Source organism: Cohnella abietis, from assembly GCF_004295585.1.
Lineage (GTDB): Bacteria > Bacillota > Bacilli > Paenibacillales > Paenibacillaceae > Cohnella > Cohnella abietis.
In genome coordinates, this window is sequence record NZ_AP019400.1 from 4,127,930 (window position 1) to 4,144,300 (window position 16,371).

Annotated in this window: 16 protein-coding genes; 5 read left to right on the forward strand and 11 right to left on the reverse strand. The window is 45.1% G+C overall.

Annotation, left to right across the window (positions count from 1 at the left end; genetic code table 11):
* Positions 1-63: 63 nt before the first annotated feature.
* Complete coding sequence (locus KCTCHS21_RS17975; RefSeq protein WP_130611329.1) at positions 64-1,425, reverse strand: ABC transporter substrate-binding protein; 1,362 nt, start codon at positions 1,423-1,425, stop codon at positions 64-66.
* A 146-nt stretch (positions 1,426-1,571) separates the two neighbouring features.
* Positions 1,572-2,276 carry a FadR/GntR family transcriptional regulator gene (locus KCTCHS21_RS17980; RefSeq protein WP_130611332.1) on the reverse strand — a complete coding sequence of 235 codons (705 nt, stop codon included), beginning with the start codon at positions 2,274-2,276 and terminating at the stop codon, positions 1,572-1,574.
* A 104-nt stretch (positions 2,277-2,380) separates the two neighbouring features.
* Here KCTCHS21_RS17980 and KCTCHS21_RS17985 point away from each other — a divergent pair, with 104 nt between their 5' ends.
* From KCTCHS21_RS17985 to phnE (KCTCHS21_RS18005), 5 genes are all read left to right on the forward strand, one after another.
* A complete protein-coding gene (locus tag KCTCHS21_RS17985; RefSeq protein ID WP_130611335.1) occupies positions 2,381-3,463 on the forward strand; it encodes a glycoside hydrolase family protein in 1,083 nt (360 codons plus the stop codon).
* A gap of 409 nt (positions 3,464-3,872) precedes the next feature.
* Positions 3,873-4,940 (forward strand): phosphate/phosphite/phosphonate ABC transporter substrate-binding protein, encoded by a 1,068-nt coding sequence (locus tag KCTCHS21_RS17990; RefSeq protein WP_130616572.1) that lies wholly within the window; start codon positions 3,873-3,875, stop codon positions 4,938-4,940.
* Between the two features lie 102 nt (positions 4,941-5,042).
* Entirely contained in the window at positions 5,043-5,825 is a 783-nt protein-coding gene (gene phnC, locus KCTCHS21_RS17995) for a phosphonate ABC transporter ATP-binding protein (protein WP_130611338.1), read from the forward strand.
* The gene (phnE, locus tag KCTCHS21_RS18000) at positions 5,818-6,633 is read left to right on the forward strand and encodes a phosphonate ABC transporter, permease protein PhnE (RefSeq protein ID WP_130611342.1); all 816 of its coding nucleotides are present in this window, start codon (positions 5,818-5,820) and stop codon (positions 6,631-6,633) included. The genes phnC and phnE (KCTCHS21_RS18000) overlap by 8 nt, the downstream gene beginning before the upstream one ends.
* Positions 6,634-6,648: 15 nt before the next feature.
* Complete coding sequence (gene phnE / locus KCTCHS21_RS18005; protein WP_130611345.1) at positions 6,649-7,455, forward strand: phosphonate ABC transporter, permease protein PhnE; 807 nt, start codon at positions 6,649-6,651, stop codon at positions 7,453-7,455.
* Between the two features lie 16 nt (positions 7,456-7,471).
* Here the strand turns inward: phnE (KCTCHS21_RS18005) and KCTCHS21_RS18010 are convergent, their stop codons facing one another.
* The 9 genes from KCTCHS21_RS18010 to KCTCHS21_RS18050 form a co-directional block, all read right to left on the reverse strand.
* Positions 7,472-9,061 (reverse strand): bifunctional metallophosphatase/5'-nucleotidase, encoded by a 1,590-nt coding sequence (locus KCTCHS21_RS18010; protein ID WP_130611348.1) that lies wholly within the window; start codon positions 9,059-9,061, stop codon positions 7,472-7,474.
* A 400-nt stretch (positions 9,062-9,461) separates the two neighbouring features.
* Positions 9,462-10,451, reverse strand: a complete 990-nt coding sequence (locus KCTCHS21_RS18015; protein WP_130611351.1) for a hypothetical protein — start codon at positions 10,449-10,451, stop codon at positions 9,462-9,464.
* Entirely contained in the window at positions 10,433-10,873 is a 441-nt protein-coding gene (locus KCTCHS21_RS18020; protein ID WP_170211433.1) for a Na+/H+ antiporter subunit G, read from the reverse strand. The genes KCTCHS21_RS18015 and KCTCHS21_RS18020 overlap by 19 nt, the downstream gene beginning before the upstream one ends.
* Positions 10,857-11,138: a Na(+)/H(+) antiporter subunit F1 gene (locus tag KCTCHS21_RS18025; RefSeq protein WP_130611354.1), complete on the reverse strand. Its 282-nt coding sequence runs from the start codon at positions 11,136-11,138 to the stop codon at positions 10,857-10,859. The genes KCTCHS21_RS18020 and KCTCHS21_RS18025 overlap by 17 nt, the downstream gene beginning before the upstream one ends.
* Complete coding sequence (locus tag KCTCHS21_RS18030; protein ID WP_130611357.1) at positions 11,135-11,614, reverse strand: Na+/H+ antiporter subunit E; 480 nt, start codon at positions 11,612-11,614, stop codon at positions 11,135-11,137. The genes KCTCHS21_RS18025 and KCTCHS21_RS18030 overlap by 4 nt, the downstream gene beginning before the upstream one ends.
* Positions 11,615-11,628: 14 nt before the next feature.
* Positions 11,629-13,104, reverse strand: coding sequence for a Na+/H+ antiporter subunit D (locus KCTCHS21_RS18035; protein WP_130611360.1), 1,476 nt, complete (start codon positions 13,102-13,104; stop codon positions 11,629-11,631).
* The gene (locus KCTCHS21_RS18040; RefSeq protein WP_130611363.1) at positions 13,101-13,436 is read right to left on the reverse strand and encodes a Na(+)/H(+) antiporter subunit C; all 336 of its coding nucleotides are present in this window, start codon (positions 13,434-13,436) and stop codon (positions 13,101-13,103) included. The genes KCTCHS21_RS18035 and KCTCHS21_RS18040 overlap by 4 nt, the downstream gene beginning before the upstream one ends.
* Before the next feature lies 1 nt (position 13,437).
* Entirely contained in the window at positions 13,438-13,860 is a 423-nt protein-coding gene (locus tag KCTCHS21_RS18045) for a Na(+)/H(+) antiporter subunit B (RefSeq protein ID WP_130611366.1), read from the reverse strand.
* On the reverse strand, positions 13,847-16,252 hold the full coding sequence (locus KCTCHS21_RS18050) for a Na+/H+ antiporter subunit A (RefSeq protein WP_130616574.1): 2,406 nt from the start codon (positions 16,250-16,252) through the stop codon (positions 13,847-13,849). The genes KCTCHS21_RS18045 and KCTCHS21_RS18050 overlap by 14 nt, the downstream gene beginning before the upstream one ends.
* Positions 16,253-16,371 lie beyond the last annotated feature (119 nt).

Here is a 16,371-nt window from a genome sequence, read left to right on the forward strand (position 1 = left end):
GCCGTTCATGAATGTAAGCAGCAGGGAAAATCTCTTTTCCCTGCCCCACTTCCTGACTGGCTATTATTTCATTTGTGGCTTCGTTACATGTGGCAATGGTACTTCTGGGTTATCCTTCATATACTTCTGCTGCGCTTTCGTTAAGAAGTCACCCAGGTTTTTCAACGTTTGCTCAGCTGTCTGTTTGTTCAATAAATACTTCTGCACCTCAGCATCCATGAAGCTTTCACGGAATTCGCCTAGCTCTGGGAAATTACCCAGATCGGCAACCAAATAGCTGTCCGGATCATCCAAAGTGTCGATAAAGCCTTGCATTGGACCTTCAGCGAGCGTCTTGTCTTCATTCTTGAAGATCGGAATCATCGTCAAGGCATTGGAGTACTTCAAGTTATTTTCTGGAGAGGATAAGAACTCAATAAATTTCCAAGATTCATCCTTGTGCTTAGATTCTGCCGATACGCTGTAGCCCCAAGTTGCTGAAGCACCGATATAACGTTTGCCGTCCGCGCCTTTCGGATAAGGAATTACTGTCCAGCTATCATCCGTCATGGAAGATTTAGCTGTCGCAATAACTTCCGTTGTTTGGTTCAGGATACCTGTGACACCGGAGGTAAAGCCCTGTACCATTTCTTGATAGCCCCAGTTGATGGCATCCTTCGGTGCAAAGCCTTTCTTGTAAATATCCGTAAATCTAACAAAGGCTTCGAGCGCTTCCGGTCTCAACAACACGGACGTACCATCCTTCTCGTACGATTCGCCGCCTGTTACTGCCGTAATATAAGCGAAAATTTGGTCAAAGCCTGCACGTGATCCACGATAAGCCCATCCATAACGGTTTTTGGCAGGATCTGTTAGCTTCTCAGAAGCAGTGAACAATTCGTCCCAAGTCGTTGGAAGAGGTAGATTAGCATCTTTAAACCAATCTTTACGAACGAATAGAGCACTCGACATCAGAGCATCAGGCATGTAGTAGATCTCTTTGTACACTTTACGTTGAAGCTCTTCCATCGTGATTCCGCTTACAAAGTTAGTTAACTTGTCTTTATCCGACCAAGCATCATATCTAGTAGAGAGCGGTTCTAAGTAGCCAGCTGGAACGAATGTATTTAACCATGTAGGGTACATATTCACGACGTCAGGCATTGTTTTACTAGCCCCTTGCATCGCTAGCTTTTTGAAGGCTTGATCCCATGGCACCGTTTCCATTTTTACTCTGATGTCTGGATTTGCTTGTTCAAATGCTGCAATAACCTCGTTAAAATATTTTGTACGGTCTGGAGAAGGAGAGACGTCAACAAAGCTGATCTCCACCTTCTTATTGCTCGATCCCTTGTCCTCCCCATTCTTCGTTTCATTGGATGATGAACAAGCACTAATCGTTAACATTGCACCAACTAAAACTCCGGCTGTCACTTTCTTAAGCATGTGGTAATCCCCCTTGAAAATTTTGATTTATGAATTGGAGAAGCATACTGCGAATATTTCACTCACCTCCCTTAAAAGAAAAATCACCAAAATTTTACTATTGGATAGTTGTCTGACCAATTTGATCAAAACAATTTGGAGAAAAGCTAGTCTCCAATGCTCTTTAGATCGTTACGCATAATCTCAAAATGCTTGCTTATGAGCTTCTTCGCCTTTTTCGCATCGCCTTCTCTCATCGCTTCATAAATGAGACGGTGAAGCGGCTCAGTCTCTCTCCCGAATACATGAACATCCAATACATCAATAACACGATCCGCCCATAAGGTATCCATCTCCTTAATGGATTGAAACAATGTGAGCATTAAGCGATTGTCTGATCCTTCGTACAAGGTAAGGTGGAACAGGTAATCCTCTTGACGAGGAATTCCGCCTTTACTAATCTTGCGGTCATACTCATCAACAATTTCCCCAAGCTTATCTAAGTAGAAGGCTTGACCATTTTTAATAATCTGTTCGATTGCGTGCTTCTCCATCATTTCACGCATATCGATCATTTCAAGAATCGCCTTCTTCTCCATTGAAACCTTAAGAGTAAGGTTAGCCATTTCAGCTAATATCGTTTTTTCCGCACGCAGATACATCCCGCTGCCTGGCTTAATTTCGATTACACCATAGGATTCTAATTTCTTCATCGCTTCGCGAAAAGATGGACGGCTAATTTGAAACTGCTCGCAGAAAAACCGTTCAGTAGGCAGCCGATCTCCTTGGATGTAGCCCTTCTGCTCTATAAATTTAAGCACTTCCTCCGTTATGGATTCATGTAGCTTCTGTCTCTTTAATGATTTCAGCATCTCTATCACCCCAGATGGTAACTAGTAAGTTGTCAGACCAATTAATCGAATTGTACATTCTCCTGAAATCGCTGTCAATACAAAATAAGGATAAAATTTATGACTTGAAAGTTTGGAATGTAACCGTTATTATGATGGACATTGTGGCATATGCAATTGCAATGACACTAAAAAATACGAAAGGTGTGATGGTTATGACTAACAAATATTTAGACGGAAGACCGGAAACACATGCAACAATAGCAGCTAAAGATTACGGTATTGTTCTTAGACGTGGCAGCGAAGAGCTCGATGGCTTCGGCATTAGAGAACCCCTTATTTTCGAATCCGAAGGTACTTATTTCATGCATTACGATGCCTCTGATGACAAGACAGGCTGGAGAAATTATTTGGCAACCAGTAAGGATCTTATTAACTGGGAAAAGAAGGGTGTTATTCTTAACCTAGGGGTGGAAGGCGAGGACGATTCCAGCTGTGCTGTATATGGCGTAACTTATCTTGAAGACGGTGTGTGGCATATGTTCTATATCGGCTCCGATTACTATCGTGAGCATCCCTATGACATACCGGATTTCCCCTATGTCACTATGAAAGCAAAGTCCGACTCCCCTTACGGGCCGTGGATTAAGCAAGATATCGTTCCTTTCAGAATGAAGGAAAACACATACTACAGCACGACAGCAAGCTCTGGTGCAATCGTCAAGGCTGGAGACGAATATTTGCAATTTTTTAGTGCATCCGTATTAGATGCAAACAAGATTACGAAGCGGACTCTAGGCATCGCGCGCACTAAAGATCTAGACAAAGAATGGACGATTGATCCAGAGCCCCTCTTCCCTCTTGAGGAACAGATCGAGAACAGCACTGTTTTCTACGAGGAAGAAACCGAAACATGGTTCCTATTCACCAACCATGTAGGACTTAACGAAATTAAAGAATACACCGATGCTATATGGGTTTATTGGACTAAGGACATTCAAAACTGGGATGTTAATAACAAAGCTCTAGTACTGGACGGCAATATGTGTAGCTGGTCTAAAACAATCATTGGCGCACCTAGTGTTTTCCGACTTGGAAATAAATTAGCGCTATACTATGACGGTGTCGAAGGTGCTGGTTTTGATCATTTTTACCGGGATATCGGCCTTGCATGGCTTGACCTGCCAATCCAGCTGCCTCAGAAATAAATTTCATATGGCTTGCTCTGCATAATATGAATAATTACTGCATAAACCCCACTCTCTTATTGGTAAAACCAATCAAGAGGGCGGGGTTAGTTTGGTTTATCCTATTAAGAGATCGAATCGATTTTACTAATTCGGGGAATAATCCCTACGGGCAACTCATTTGAATTAACTACCAATTAAACAGCTCATATTCTTTTACAAAGCGAACCCCCTACTCTACCTTAACTTTGTTAAAAATTGACCCTTTCCACCCCTTTCCCAGTTTACATTACTTTTAACATGAAATTAACAGCTACCAAACAGTAGACGGATAAGATGGGCTTATGTCGCAAATCAGGTTTCTTGAATTTTGTGGACTGAGCTAAAAAATAGAAAAAAGTGGAGGTTTTCGTACGTGAAAAAGAAATTGATGCCGTTTGTCGTTTTAGCTTTAGTAGGTGGACTTATCGCTGGATGTGGATCGAACAACAATAATAGCTCCAGCAGCCCCTCGGAAAGTGCCGCAAGCCCTTCGGGGGACACAGCAGCTCCAGCCAAAAATATCAAAGAGCTTAAAATTAGCTTTGTTCCTTCCAAGGATCCGGATCAGATTATTACAGCAACCGATCCACTTAAGGACCTGTTGAAGACTCAATTGGCAGCCGAAGGCTACAATGTCGACAAGGTAAGCATAGATGTAGGTACAACTTACGAAGCAGTAGGAGAAGCGCTTATCGCAGGAACGACGGACATTGGATTTATTCCGGGCGGTACCTATGCATTGTACGATGACGGCGCGGACGTAATTCTGACAGCTACCCGTTCGGCTTTGTCGAATGATTCTGACAATGCCAAGGATTGGAACGACAACAAGCCTACGGATCCGACAAAAGAACAAGCGACTTATTACCGTTCATTGTTCATCGCCGGTCCTTCCAAGAAAGGCCAAGAGTTGGCCAGTAAAGTGAACAAAGGCGAGAAACTGACTTGGGACGAGCTAAACAGCGCCAACTGGGCTGTTATGTCGACCTCATCGTCTGCCGGCTATATCTATCCGACTTTATGGTTGCAAAACAATTACAGCAAGAGCATCACAGATTTGTCCCACGTGGTAACATCTGATTCTTACGGCAGTTCGTTTGCCCGTCTTGCTGCTGGCCAAGCTGACGTCATTGTCGCTTACGCAGATGCAAGAAGAGACTATGTTGACAAGTGGACGGCCGACTTCGGACAAAAAGCTTCGATCTGGGATGAGACGAATGTAATTGGTGTTACGCAAGGTATTTACAACGATACGATCAGTGTCAGCAAGAAATCTTCTCAGATAACGGATGAATTCAAAAAGGCGCTTCAAGATGCTTTCATTGCTATCGCTCAAACGGAGGAAGGCAAAAAGGTCATCGCGATCTACAGCCATGAAGGCTACAAAGTTGCCCAATCCTCTGACTACGACGGCGAGAGAGAAGCTCAGAAGCTGATCAAGAGTATGAAGAAGTAAATCGCAATCCCTATTAAATGGGTACTTTCCTTTCAAAGATGAGAGCATCATCTCCAAATGATGCTCTCATCTTTTCCTAAACTACAGGATCGGGGTATTACCATGATTGAGTTTATCGATGTACAAAAGACATATCCGAATGGCACAGTCGCCTTGCAAAATATTAATCTAAAAATAGCTCAGGGAGAATTTGTAGCAGTCATCGGTCTATCCGGTGCGGGCAAGTCAACGCTGATTCGTTGCATTAATCGGATGCATGATATTACCGGTGGGCAATTAAACGTAGATGACGTAGATGTAGCCAAGCTCAAGGGCAAGCAAGTTCGCCGCTTCCGCAGACGAATCGGGATGATCTTCCAATCCTTCAACCTGGTGACGAGGACTACAGTTATTAAGAATGTTCTTGTCTCCTTTGTGCCGGATCTTCCCGTATGGCGCAAGCTGACTGGAATCTTCACTAAGGAGCACAAGATCCAAGCTCTGGAAGCACTAGATAAGGTGGGCATCCTAGACAAAGCATTCATTCGCGTGGACCAGCTGTCGGGTGGGCAACAGCAGCGGGTAGCCTTGGCGCGTACGCTTGCCCAAAACCCCGCCATTATCCTAGCGGATGAGCCGATTGCTTCACTCGATCCTCTCACTGCTAAGCTGGTCATGGATGACTTCAAGAGAATCAATAAAGAGATGAACATCTCCGTTATCATGAATATTCACCATGTGGAAATAGCTTTGGAATATGCTGATCGCATCATTGGGATAAGTAAAGGAGCAGTCGTCTTTGACGGAAAGTCTGCCAAGGTAACCAAAGAAATCCTAGACGCTATTTACGCCGGCAAAGCGAACGAAATGAAATCCTCGTCGGAGGAGTCCTCGGCCCATGTATGATAAAATTTTCCCGCCCAAAAAAATTATGCTGCCCGGCGGCAAGATTGTTCTTGAGAAGCGGACTAGAATGCCGCTTATTATACTTGTACTAATTACTGCGACTATTCTATCCGTGAACATAACGGAATTTAATCTCCACAAACTTATTACGAGAATTGGCAAGTTCTTCGGCATTCTTGGGGATATGATCCCTCCGGAATGGAGCTATTTGTCCAGCTTGTGGCCCGCATTAGTTGCCACCCTGCAGATGTCGCTGCTCGGCTCGATGATCGGGGCACTGCTAGCTCTCCCGTTCGCTATTTTGGCTTCTGCGAATATTATTCGCAGCAGAACAATTGTGACTATCTTTAGAGTAATTCTCAGTCTATTGAGGACACTTCCTACGCTTGTGACGGCTTTGATTGCTACCTTTGTTTTTGGCTTGGGTCCAACCGCTGGAGTTGTCGCTATACTGCTCTTTACTCTCTCGTATGTTGGTAAGCTACTGTATGAACAAATCGAGAACGCCGATATGAGACCCTTCGAGGCAATGGAATCGATCGGCATGACCCGGCTTCAAGCGTTTCGCTATGCCATTATGCCGCAAGTGCTGCCGGGATATTTGTCCACCTCCTTGTTCTGCTTCGAAGGTAATGTCCGTTATGCGGCCATTCTGGGTTATGTAGGAGCTGGGGGCGTAGGACTCCTTATCAATGAAAATATCGGCTGGCGCGATTATCCGAACGTGGGGATGATTATCTTGGCGTTGGTCGTAGTCGTATATCTGATCGAGATGGTTAGTGAGCACTTCAGAAAAAAGTTAATTTAAGGAGTAGTTGGCGCTATGACGACAGTACTGAAGCAATTACATGCTTCGCCACGTAACCACCGTTATATCCTGACTGTTACGGTGATCATCCTCATCCTCTTTGTCTGGTCATTGGCCTCTGTAAATCTCCAGGATATGAATCAGAGCGGGTTCAAGATTGCACTTAATATCCTGAAAGGGATCACACATCCCGATCTCGATTTGCTATTCAATGTATCCAAGCAAAGCATTCTATACCTGCTAGTTCAAACCGCTGCAATTGCTTTCCTGGGTACGATTGTCGGTGCGATTTTATCTATCCCACTCGCCTTTTTAGCAGCTTCCAACATTGTTCCCAAGCCGATCTCCTGGCTTACGCGGCTTCTGCTAATCGTAATCCGGACGATTCCGGCTCTGGTCTATGGGTTGATGTTTATCCGAGTATCGGGTCCGGGACCCTTCGCAGGGGTGCTGACAGTCGGTTTAACCTCCATCGGCATGCTCGCCAAATTGTATGTGGATGCGATTGAAGAATTGGACACGCGGGTGCTGGAGTCGATGACTTCCATCGGCTGTTCTACACTTGAGAAGATTCGTTATGGCATTTTTCCACAGTTGTTATCGATATTCCTGTCGGTCACCATCTATCGCTTCGATATGAATATGCGCGAGGCTTCGATCCTGGGCCTTGTTGGTGCCGGAGGAATCGGAGCCCCGCTGATCTTCGCTATGAACGGGTACAAGTGGAGTCAGGTCGGATCCATCCTGATCGGATTGGTTATTCTCATCTTGATCATTGAATGGATGTCCAATCGAATTCGTGCCAAACTAATAAACGGTTAAAAGCTCACTTCATATTTTAATAAACGACCTTCCAGTTATGGTCACATGAGGCGCGGATAATTCCGCGCCTCATAATATGATCGGCCAGAATTTCCGTCATGTCCGTAGGAATCTCCCGTACGACAGGCTTGTCCTTGATCATATCGAAGTTGCCCCCGCCACCTGCGCGATAGCTGTTCATGACAACCTCATAAGCCCCATCTGGGTTTAGAGGCTCGCCATGCCGTAGCAGCTTGACGACCCGCTGTCCCTCAGGCTTTAAGATATCAAGCTCATATTCGATCCCTTCCCACATATCGTAATTAAAGTGCTGCGGCTTCGGCCACAGGTAAGATTCGGACACCCGCAAGCTGCCCGTCTGTTCCTCAATCACGAAGTATCGGGCATTCTGCTCAAGCGCTTCGCGGATGTCGCGGCCGCTTAGGAGCACGACCTTAAGCGTGTTGGGATATATGTAGTTGGATACTACGTCACGCATCGTGATCCGTTGCTCGAACCCTCTGGCCTCATTAGTAAAAATAGCTGCGCACGAAATCTCTGTCCCCGTTACTTCCATTTGCACGCGATTGACGAATTCCGTGAAGGCATGATCTGTCTGTCGCGCCGCGAACGGGTCCTTTATCGACAGATCGCCCTCCGCCGTACCGATCGGCTGATCCAGCCATTCCTGAGTCCTCCGTTCGTCCTCGATAAACAGAGCGAAGAAGTCCTCATCCGCCGTTACGGAATCATCCACATGAATCAATTCGGCCATCTTGCGCCCAATTTCCCATCCACCGTCCGCCTTTTGCTCGAATACAAGTTGAATTTTGGCGATTGCCTGTCCTGCGCTGCCAGGCTGCGCGAACGCTATGCCATTCAGTTCACCAGCAAGCAGTCGATGCTGGTGTCCCGTCAGCAAGGCATCGATGCCTTCCAGACGACTGCACATCTCATAGCCCTGATTTTCCCCGGTCAGTGGTTCGGTCGCCTCCCCAGTAGCCGGGTCCCGCTCGAATCCACCGTGATAGCAAACGACGACCGCATCCGGATTCTCAGTTTCGCGGATAAGCTTGACCCAGTGTTGTGTCGTTGCCAGTGCATCCTCAAAGGCTAGACCTTGAATATTAGATGGATCCTCCCAGTTCGGGATATAGTGTGTCGTGACGCCGAGCACGGCAATTCGAATACCAGCAGGCATCTCGAATATCCGGTAAGGCTGTCCGAACGCCGGCTGTCCGTCAGCTTTATTCACGATATTGGCGGATAACCAAGGGCAGGAGGACTCCTCGGTTGCCTTATTCAACAGCTCCAATCCGTAATTGAATTCATGATTGCCAAGAACGGCTACATCATAGCGAAGGACGTTAAGAGCTCTAGCAGCAGGATGGATACCGCTTCGGTCATTTTTGGCATAGTGGTACATAAAAGGCGTGCCTTGTAAAATGTCTCCGTTGTCGATTAGCAGAAGCGCCGGGTTCTCACTTCTCTCCCTGCGAATGATGTTAGACAGCTTCGCAAGCCCGAGTGGCTTGTCTTCAGGCCCCCGATAATCAGTCGGAAAGAAATGTCCATGCAAATCGCTTGTTCCAAGCAGAGTAACTGTGACTGTGTTTTGAGAGTTCAATCTGGTTCTTCCTCCTATCCAATACTCGCCTTTACTACTGGTTATGGCTCTTTCAAGACTATTTTATACTGAAAGGATAAAATCCCCTATATACTATACTGATTTTGGAAAAGAAAATCATAGGTTTCGTCTCTGTTACTCAGGTTTTCATGGGAGTCGAAAGCTACCGTTGCGCCATCTTGTAAAACCATCTCTATGAAGACTATGCGACTGGTGAGTAGCACAGCAAAAAGACACCCATCAAGGTGTCTCATCGCATAATATTGGTGGATGTTTGGTAAGATTGCTTAATGCCTTGCGGGGCGACCTTACGTTTCTTCATTCGTTAAAACGCTATGCGCGTCATTTTATACATTCTTGCTCAGGAACAGGGATGGCCCCAGCAGCGTTGCCACTTCTGTTAGTTCAGATGCTCGTATCCGTCCTTGAACCGCAATACCCATTCAAAGGAAAGCTGTCCCGCCGATTTGCGGGTGAGCTTCAGTTCCGGATAATCTTTGGCAAAATCGATCGTATAGAGCAACGAGTATTGTACATACGGCGATGTCTCTCCGGCGCTGGCCTTGTCGCTCGGCACATGCTGATCGGGATCGAAGCCGTTGTCGCGGGCAAATTGCTCCAGCGTCACAGAGTTGTCGATTTGACCGGAAGCGCGTGCTACCTTGTAATGATCCTCAATCTCCCCATACTGACCCGAACGCGGCGTCGCTTGCTGAGTCACATCGATCTCATCATAGACTGCGCCGCCTTTTTTGATTCGAATCAGCGCCTTCTCTAGTTCTGTTCCGGGTATTCCCAAATCCTTTAATAAAAAAGAGAAGTCGGCATTCAACCGTTCATCGGAAATCCCGGTGCCCGTACTCCCGTTGTCCACACGGTTACGATACACATCGTCGAACAGAGGCAGCCGACGCATCTCGACGTTCAGTTGCTTCTGCCCTGCGTCACTCTGCTCCCACACTGTCAGCTCGTAATTGTGCTCCAGCGACAGTTCCAGCTCTGTTCCGTATTGCATGCCTCCTTGATGGTCCAGTACCGCTTCCAATGGTTCAACCTGACCATCGTGGCGCATAGATACCGAAATGACTGCGGAGGACGACATTTCTTTCAACGCAACCTGCAGCCTAACCTTCGCTTTCTTCTGCACCAGATCAGCCTCAGTTAATGCATAGTCTAACCGCTCTACCTTGTCGGACTGGGCGGTCAGTTCTCGCTTGATGCCGTTTACTATCTGGCTTTCCAGCAGTTGCACCTGCTGCTGCAGCCCACGGATTTCCATGCCAGTCTTGTTGTCATTGCTGTGAATCGCGCCATTGGTCCTGTAGCCAATGTACAGAACAGCCAGTATATTAACGACCAGTAACACCATAATCACTTTTGATCTATCCATAGTGCCTCCTTGTCTCGTGTCGTCTGATAATTAACTATTTCGGCCTTATCTTCTACCTCGACGATTTCATTCTCCATATAATAGTCCTTCAACTCATCTTGGACGCTCTGGTCGGCTAACGGCACCTGATCGCGGTAAGCGGCGCGACAGATCACATGGGCGGCCACTGGAGCTGTCAAAAATACAAAGAAGATTCCCAAAACGAGGCGAATACTAAAGAAACCGTCAGATATTAAGAAATACAGCAATGTTCCAAGGAGCGCGCACAGCACGCCAAGTGTAGAGCTTTTGGATGCAGCATGAGATCTTGTGTACACATCGGGTAACCGCACAATTCCGATCGCGCTGATCAAGCTAAATATGGCTCCTATGAGAATGAGGACGGCCCCGACTACTTCACCTATTTCACCGTTTACGTTCAATAACAACACCTCTTTCAATAAATCTGGCAAAGGCAACGGTACCGATAAATGAAAGAATCCCGATTAGCAATATGAGATCAAAAAAGGCATGTGTGTGCAGCAGCACGGAGAATACGGCAGTACTGGCGATCAAAATAATACCGATGGAATCCAAAGCTTGAACGCGGTCTGCACTGGATGGGCCTTTAATAATCCGATATAAATTGGCTAGCATGGCCAGCACTAAAATACATAATGCTATGACCAACACCGTTTTAAATATCATTTTCTCGTCACATCCTTTATCGCTTTTTCAAAAACAGATTTTGATTTTAATACAGAATCCTTGGATTCGGGCATGTTCAGACCGTGAATGTACAGCACCTTTGAATCAGGGCTTACCTCCATAATGACCGAACCTGGCGTTAAACAAATTAATAAGGATAGGAGCGTAATTTCCAGATCTCCCTCCAAATCGGTTTCGACCTTGAAAATTCCCGGCTTGACATCGATTTTGGGACGGAGCACGTGCTTCATGACCATCATCGCAGAAATATTCAGCTCATGAATAAACAGAATGAACAGCTTGCCGACTGCGGCTAGCGTAAATAGATAAAACGGTTTTTTAAAGAATCGGCGGATGCACATTAAAATAAACAGACCAACAAAGTAACCGCTGATAAAGTTTAATATACTCATTTCCTCTAGCAGAAACATCCACAAGTAGGCGATGAATATGTTGAGTAGCACCTGAACGGGCATGGCTGTTTCCCCCTTTATTCAAACACGGCCTTAATATACAAGCTTGGATTCAACAATTCTTTCGCAGCTTGGTCTACGTAACCCGTAATCGCCTCAGCGCCAATTCCCATAGCAACACTAGCAACCGTCAATAGAGCGATTGGAAACAACAAGCCTTTCGTCGTCCCCTTCTCCTCATCAACGCTTAGAATCGTTTCGCCCCAGAAAGCGTTCATAAACAATTTAATCATCGAATACAGGATGAACAAGCTGGCCAGCAGCCCGATTGCTCCAAGCCAATAATAACCAGATTCAAAGACGCCTTGCGTCGTAAATACTTTACCAAGGAAACCGCTTAGCGGCGGAATCCCGACCATAGACAAAGCTGCAATGAAGAACATCCAGCCTAATTGGGGGTGAAGACGAATCAAGCCGCTAATTTTTCTCAAGTCGCTTGTACCTGTGAGATGAACAATCGTTCCCCCAATCATGAAAACAAGCCCCTTAATCAGCACATCGTGAATCAAATAATAAATAGACCCCGTTAGACCGGTGGTTGTAAAAGAGACGAGTCCAGTCATAATAAATCCAACGCTTATAACCACATTATAGGTTAATATTTTTCTCAAATCCCAAAAACCGATCGCTCCGAGTGCGCCTAGTACCATTGTAATAGCGGCTAATATCCCGATAAACAGATGGGTAATCTGCGGTTCATGATAAAAGATGAGCGTAAACATTCTGAAAATGGCGTATATCCCTACCTTAGTGAGCAATGCAGCGAAAATAGCAGCGATTGCCGTTGGGGGTACGCTATATGATCCGGGTAGCCAGAAAAAGAGCAATAATCCCGCTTTCATGGCGAAAACGATCAGGAATAATAATGCGACGGTAGTAATTAACCCATCCTGACCAATCTCTGCAATCCGCATCGATAAATGGGCGAGGTTCAATGTACCGGTCATAGAATATAAATAAGCAACACCAATCAAGAAGAACGCCGATGCAATAATGTTCGTAAAAATATATTTCAACGACTCGCGAAGCTGTCTCTGGGCTCCCCCCAATGTGATCAATACATAGGAAGCAATCAGAAACATTTCAAAAAAGACATATAAATTGAATAAGTCCCCTGTCAAGAACGAACCATTGACACCTGTAATCAAAAACAAAAATAGAGGATAGAAATATAGTTTTTCTTGTTTTCGGCCAATCGATGAAAAAGCATAAATTAAGCAACATACCGAGACGATAGAGGTAGCCAAAAGCAGCAAAGCACTGAACATATCACCGACGAGACTAATGCCGTAAGGCGCTTCCCAACCACCCAATTGTAAGGTTTGAATACCGCCATCTCTGATCTGATTCATCAATAGAACTGAAATGACACTGGTAGCTAGCAATGCAGCCAGACTAAGAATCCGCTGAAGCTTAATATTTTTCTGGAATATAATAAGGAGCATCCCCGTCAATAGAGGAATGATAACCGGCGCGATCAACAAATTATTCATTGCTCATCTCCCCTTAATTGCTCCATGTCATCCGTCCCGAAGCTTTGATAGGCGCGATAACATAAAACGAGTACTAGCGCTGTCACAGCAAAATTAATGACGATCGCAGTTAAAATTAATGCTTGAGGAATAGCATCCGTAAAATTCGCAACTTTCTCTCCCAGCAAAGGGGCGCTTCCCTTCTTCAGTCCACCAGAAGTGATGAGCAGCAGATTAACCGCATGGCCCACAATCGATGCTCCGAGCACAATTCGCAGTAGTTGCTTAGATAGAATCAAATAGGTTCCAATGGATATTAAAATGCCAACCAGTATGACCATTAGTGTCTCCATATTAACGATCCTCACTTATGCTTAGAATAATATTGACTGCGGTGCCTATAACAGCCAAAGCGACTCCGGTATCAAAAATCAAAGCAGACGCGAGCTCGGTATCTCCAAAGATCGGTAAATTATAATGACCGAAGACCTGGGTTAAAAACGGTTTGCCAAATACCACGCTCACCATTCCGGTTCCAATCGCAATCAATACGCCGATCGCCGAAAGCTTTTTGAAATCCACTCGAATATTTTCCCTGATCTTATCGATTCCAAAAGAAAGATACAGTAGGACAATAGATGATGCCATACTAAGCCCCCCAATGAATCCCCCTCCCGGATGATGGTGACCGTTCATAAATAGATAGATTGAGAAGGTCAATATAATCACGGCAGCTACTCGAGTTACACTTTTCAATATCACATCATTCGATTTCATTTTGCTCCCTCCTTTTGGAACGCTGATGAATGAATATATATACACCTAGTCCAGCAATGACCAGCACGGATATTTCCAGCATGGTATCGAATCCGCGGAAGTCCACTAATATAGCGTTGACAATATTTTTGGCGCCCGCCAGCTCAAAGGCATTCTCAAAAAATGATGATATTGGTTTAAATAATTTATGTCCATTCGCGGACAATGCGAGCAGTGTTACCGTTAGACCCATGGCGATCGATATGACCAGATTCGTTAGTTTGAAAGGAATCCTCTGGATGCTTTTCGTAAGCTTCGGTAAATGATAGAAGCACAGCAAGAACAGAACCGTTGTCACAGTCTCCACCACCATTTGCGTTAATGCCAGGTCAGGAGCCCTAAAGATAACAAAGAACATAGAAACCATATAACCTAAAGCGCCAAGTGCAACAATAGCCACAATCCGATTGCTGGCAAATAAGACAGTACCTGCGGAAATTATCATCCCGAGCACAAGCCCCACATCAAAAATACTGATGCCTGCATCACTTGTGAAATCGAACTGAATTCCATGGAGCAAAAGAAGCGAACTGATCAAAACAATGACAAAGAAAGAAAAAGTGTAGATCAGATAATGTCTCAGCGAGCCTGTCATATACCGACTCGTTAGGGATGCAGATAGCCTCTCCGTACCTGATAAGCCTTGATTGTACAAATGATTCAACGTTAAGCCCTGCGGATAATTTCGCATGACCTGGATCCATCCCTTCGCTGTTTTGAAGAGTAGGAGACCGACAACAATAACACCGAATGTCATTACAAGCTCCGTATTAATTCCATGCCATGCGCTGATTTTCAGGTCGTAAAGAGTCGTCGGCATATTCGGTAAAATCGAAGTTAATGCCGGGGTGAGTATATACTTGCCCAATACATTCGGGAAGAAGAAAATGAGTATAACGAGTAACGCCAAAATAGCTGGTGAAAACAGCATCCCCCAAGGCGCTTCATGCACTTTTCGTGTCAATTTTTCAGGACGATATTGTCCACCAAAGGTTTTGAATACAAAAATCATGCAATAAACAAAAGTAAATATGCTGGCTACCCAAGCAATGATCGGAAACAGGATACCCATGCTGCCCAAACCGAAAATACCGGCTTTTGACACTTCATTCACCGCTGCAAAAAACATTTCCTTACTCAAAAATCCGTTAAACGGCGGTAATCCCGCCATAGATAAACCGCCAATCAAAGCGATCGTAAACGTAATCGGCATGACTTGCATCAAACCGCCTAAATAGCGAATATCCCGTCGACCTGTCTCATGGTCAATAATTCCGACAACCATAAACAAACTGCCTTTAAAGGTCGAATGATTAAACAGATGGAATAGGGCAGCAAATGTAGCTACCGTGAAGATTGTGCCACTCTCACCAGGTCCAAAATAGACTGCTAAAGAGCCGACCCCAAGCAAACACATGATTAATCCCAATTGACTAATTGTAGAATAAGCTAACATCGCTTTTAGATCGGTTTGTCTTACCGCCGTCAAAGAACCATAGAGCAGCGTAATGATACCAATCCCCGCCACAAGCCAGAACCACACCGAGCTCCCCCCGAATATCGGAGTCATACGCGCCACTAAATAAATGCCAGCCTTGACCATTGTAGCCGAGTGGAGATAACTACTTACCGGAGTTGGTGCCTCCATCGCATCTGGTAACCAAATACCGAACGGAAATTGCGCGGATTTCGTAAATGCACCGAGCAAAACACATAGCATCGCAGGAATAAACAATACATGACTTTGTATAACCTCCAGATTAGCTAGCATTTCCCGAATGCTGTAGGTATCCGCCATCATGATTAGCATAATAAACCCCGCTAACATGCCGAAACCGCCAAGGACAGTAATCAATAGCGCCTTCTGGGCGCCTTGGCGTGAGCTCTTGCGCTCGTACCAATAGGAGATTAATAAGAAGGAAGAAACGCTCGTTAACTCCCAAAATCCATATAGGACTAGGAGGTTATCTGAGAATACTACCCCCAGCATAGCACCCATGAACATGAGCAAATAAATATAGAAGTTATGGAGAGCCTCTCGAACCTTAGACATATAAAATATAGAATAAATAATGACCAAGCTACCGACACCGCTGATGAGTAGACCAAATAACAGGCTGAGCCCATCCACATAGGAGATCATATTCAATTCAAGGGACGGAATCCAAGATAATGTATACTTATATGTGTCGCCTGCAGCTACACCGGGTATATACTGTAACAAATAGACAAAAATAGACACAGGTACTAGTAAAACGAACCATCCCGTATGTACTTTGCGATTGAAATACTTATATAAAAAGGGAACAAGTATTGCACTGATCAACGGGAGAAAAATATAGGTATAGAACATAGTCAAGCGTACTCCTCCTTATTCATGACTTGTGCTTCCGTATATACAGGTTGACTCTTGTCGCAACATCAACTATAGTCTTACATAGTTTATCGAGTCCTAATACTAATATTGAGGTG

Coding starts and splice junctions, on each gene's coding strand:
- KCTCHS21_RS18040 (WP_130611363.1), bottom strand. CDS start 13,436: ATGGAGACACTAATGGTCATACTGGTTGGCATTTTAATATCCATTGGA.
- KCTCHS21_RS18015 (WP_130611351.1), bottom strand. CDS start 10,451: ATGGATAGATCAAAAGTGATTATGGTGTTACTGGTCGTTAATATACTG.
- KCTCHS21_RS18030 (WP_130611357.1), bottom strand. CDS start 11,614: ATGCCCGTTCAGGTGCTACTCAACATATTCATCGCCTACTTGTGGATG.
- KCTCHS21_RS17975 (WP_130611329.1), bottom strand. CDS start 1,425: ATGCTTAAGAAAGTGACAGCCGGAGTTTTAGTTGGTGCAATGTTAACG.
- KCTCHS21_RS18050 (WP_130616574.1), bottom strand. CDS start 16,252: ATGTTCTATACCTATATTTTTCTCCCGTTGATCAGTGCAATACTTGTT.
- KCTCHS21_RS18035 (WP_130611360.1), bottom strand. CDS start 13,104: ATGAATAATTTGTTGATCGCGCCGGTTATCATTCCTCTATTGACGGGG.
- KCTCHS21_RS17980 (WP_130611332.1), bottom strand. CDS start 2,276: ATGCTGAAATCATTAAAGAGACAGAAGCTACATGAATCCATAACGGAG.
- phnC (WP_130611338.1), top strand. CDS start 5,043: ATGATTGAGTTTATCGATGTACAAAAGACATATCCGAATGGCACAGTC.
- KCTCHS21_RS18025 (WP_130611354.1), bottom strand. CDS start 11,138: ATGATATTTAAAACGGTGTTGGTCATAGCATTATGTATTTTAGTGCTG.
- KCTCHS21_RS18045 (WP_130611366.1), bottom strand. CDS start 13,860: ATGAAATCGAATGATGTGATATTGAAAAGTGTAACTCGAGTAGCTGCC.
- phnE (WP_130611342.1), top strand. CDS start 5,818: ATGTATGATAAAATTTTCCCGCCCAAAAAAATTATGCTGCCCGGCGGC.
- KCTCHS21_RS17990 (WP_130616572.1), top strand. CDS start 3,873: ATGCCGTTTGTCGTTTTAGCTTTAGTAGGTGGACTTATCGCTGGATGT.
- phnE (WP_130611345.1), top strand. CDS start 6,649: ATGACGACAGTACTGAAGCAATTACATGCTTCGCCACGTAACCACCGT.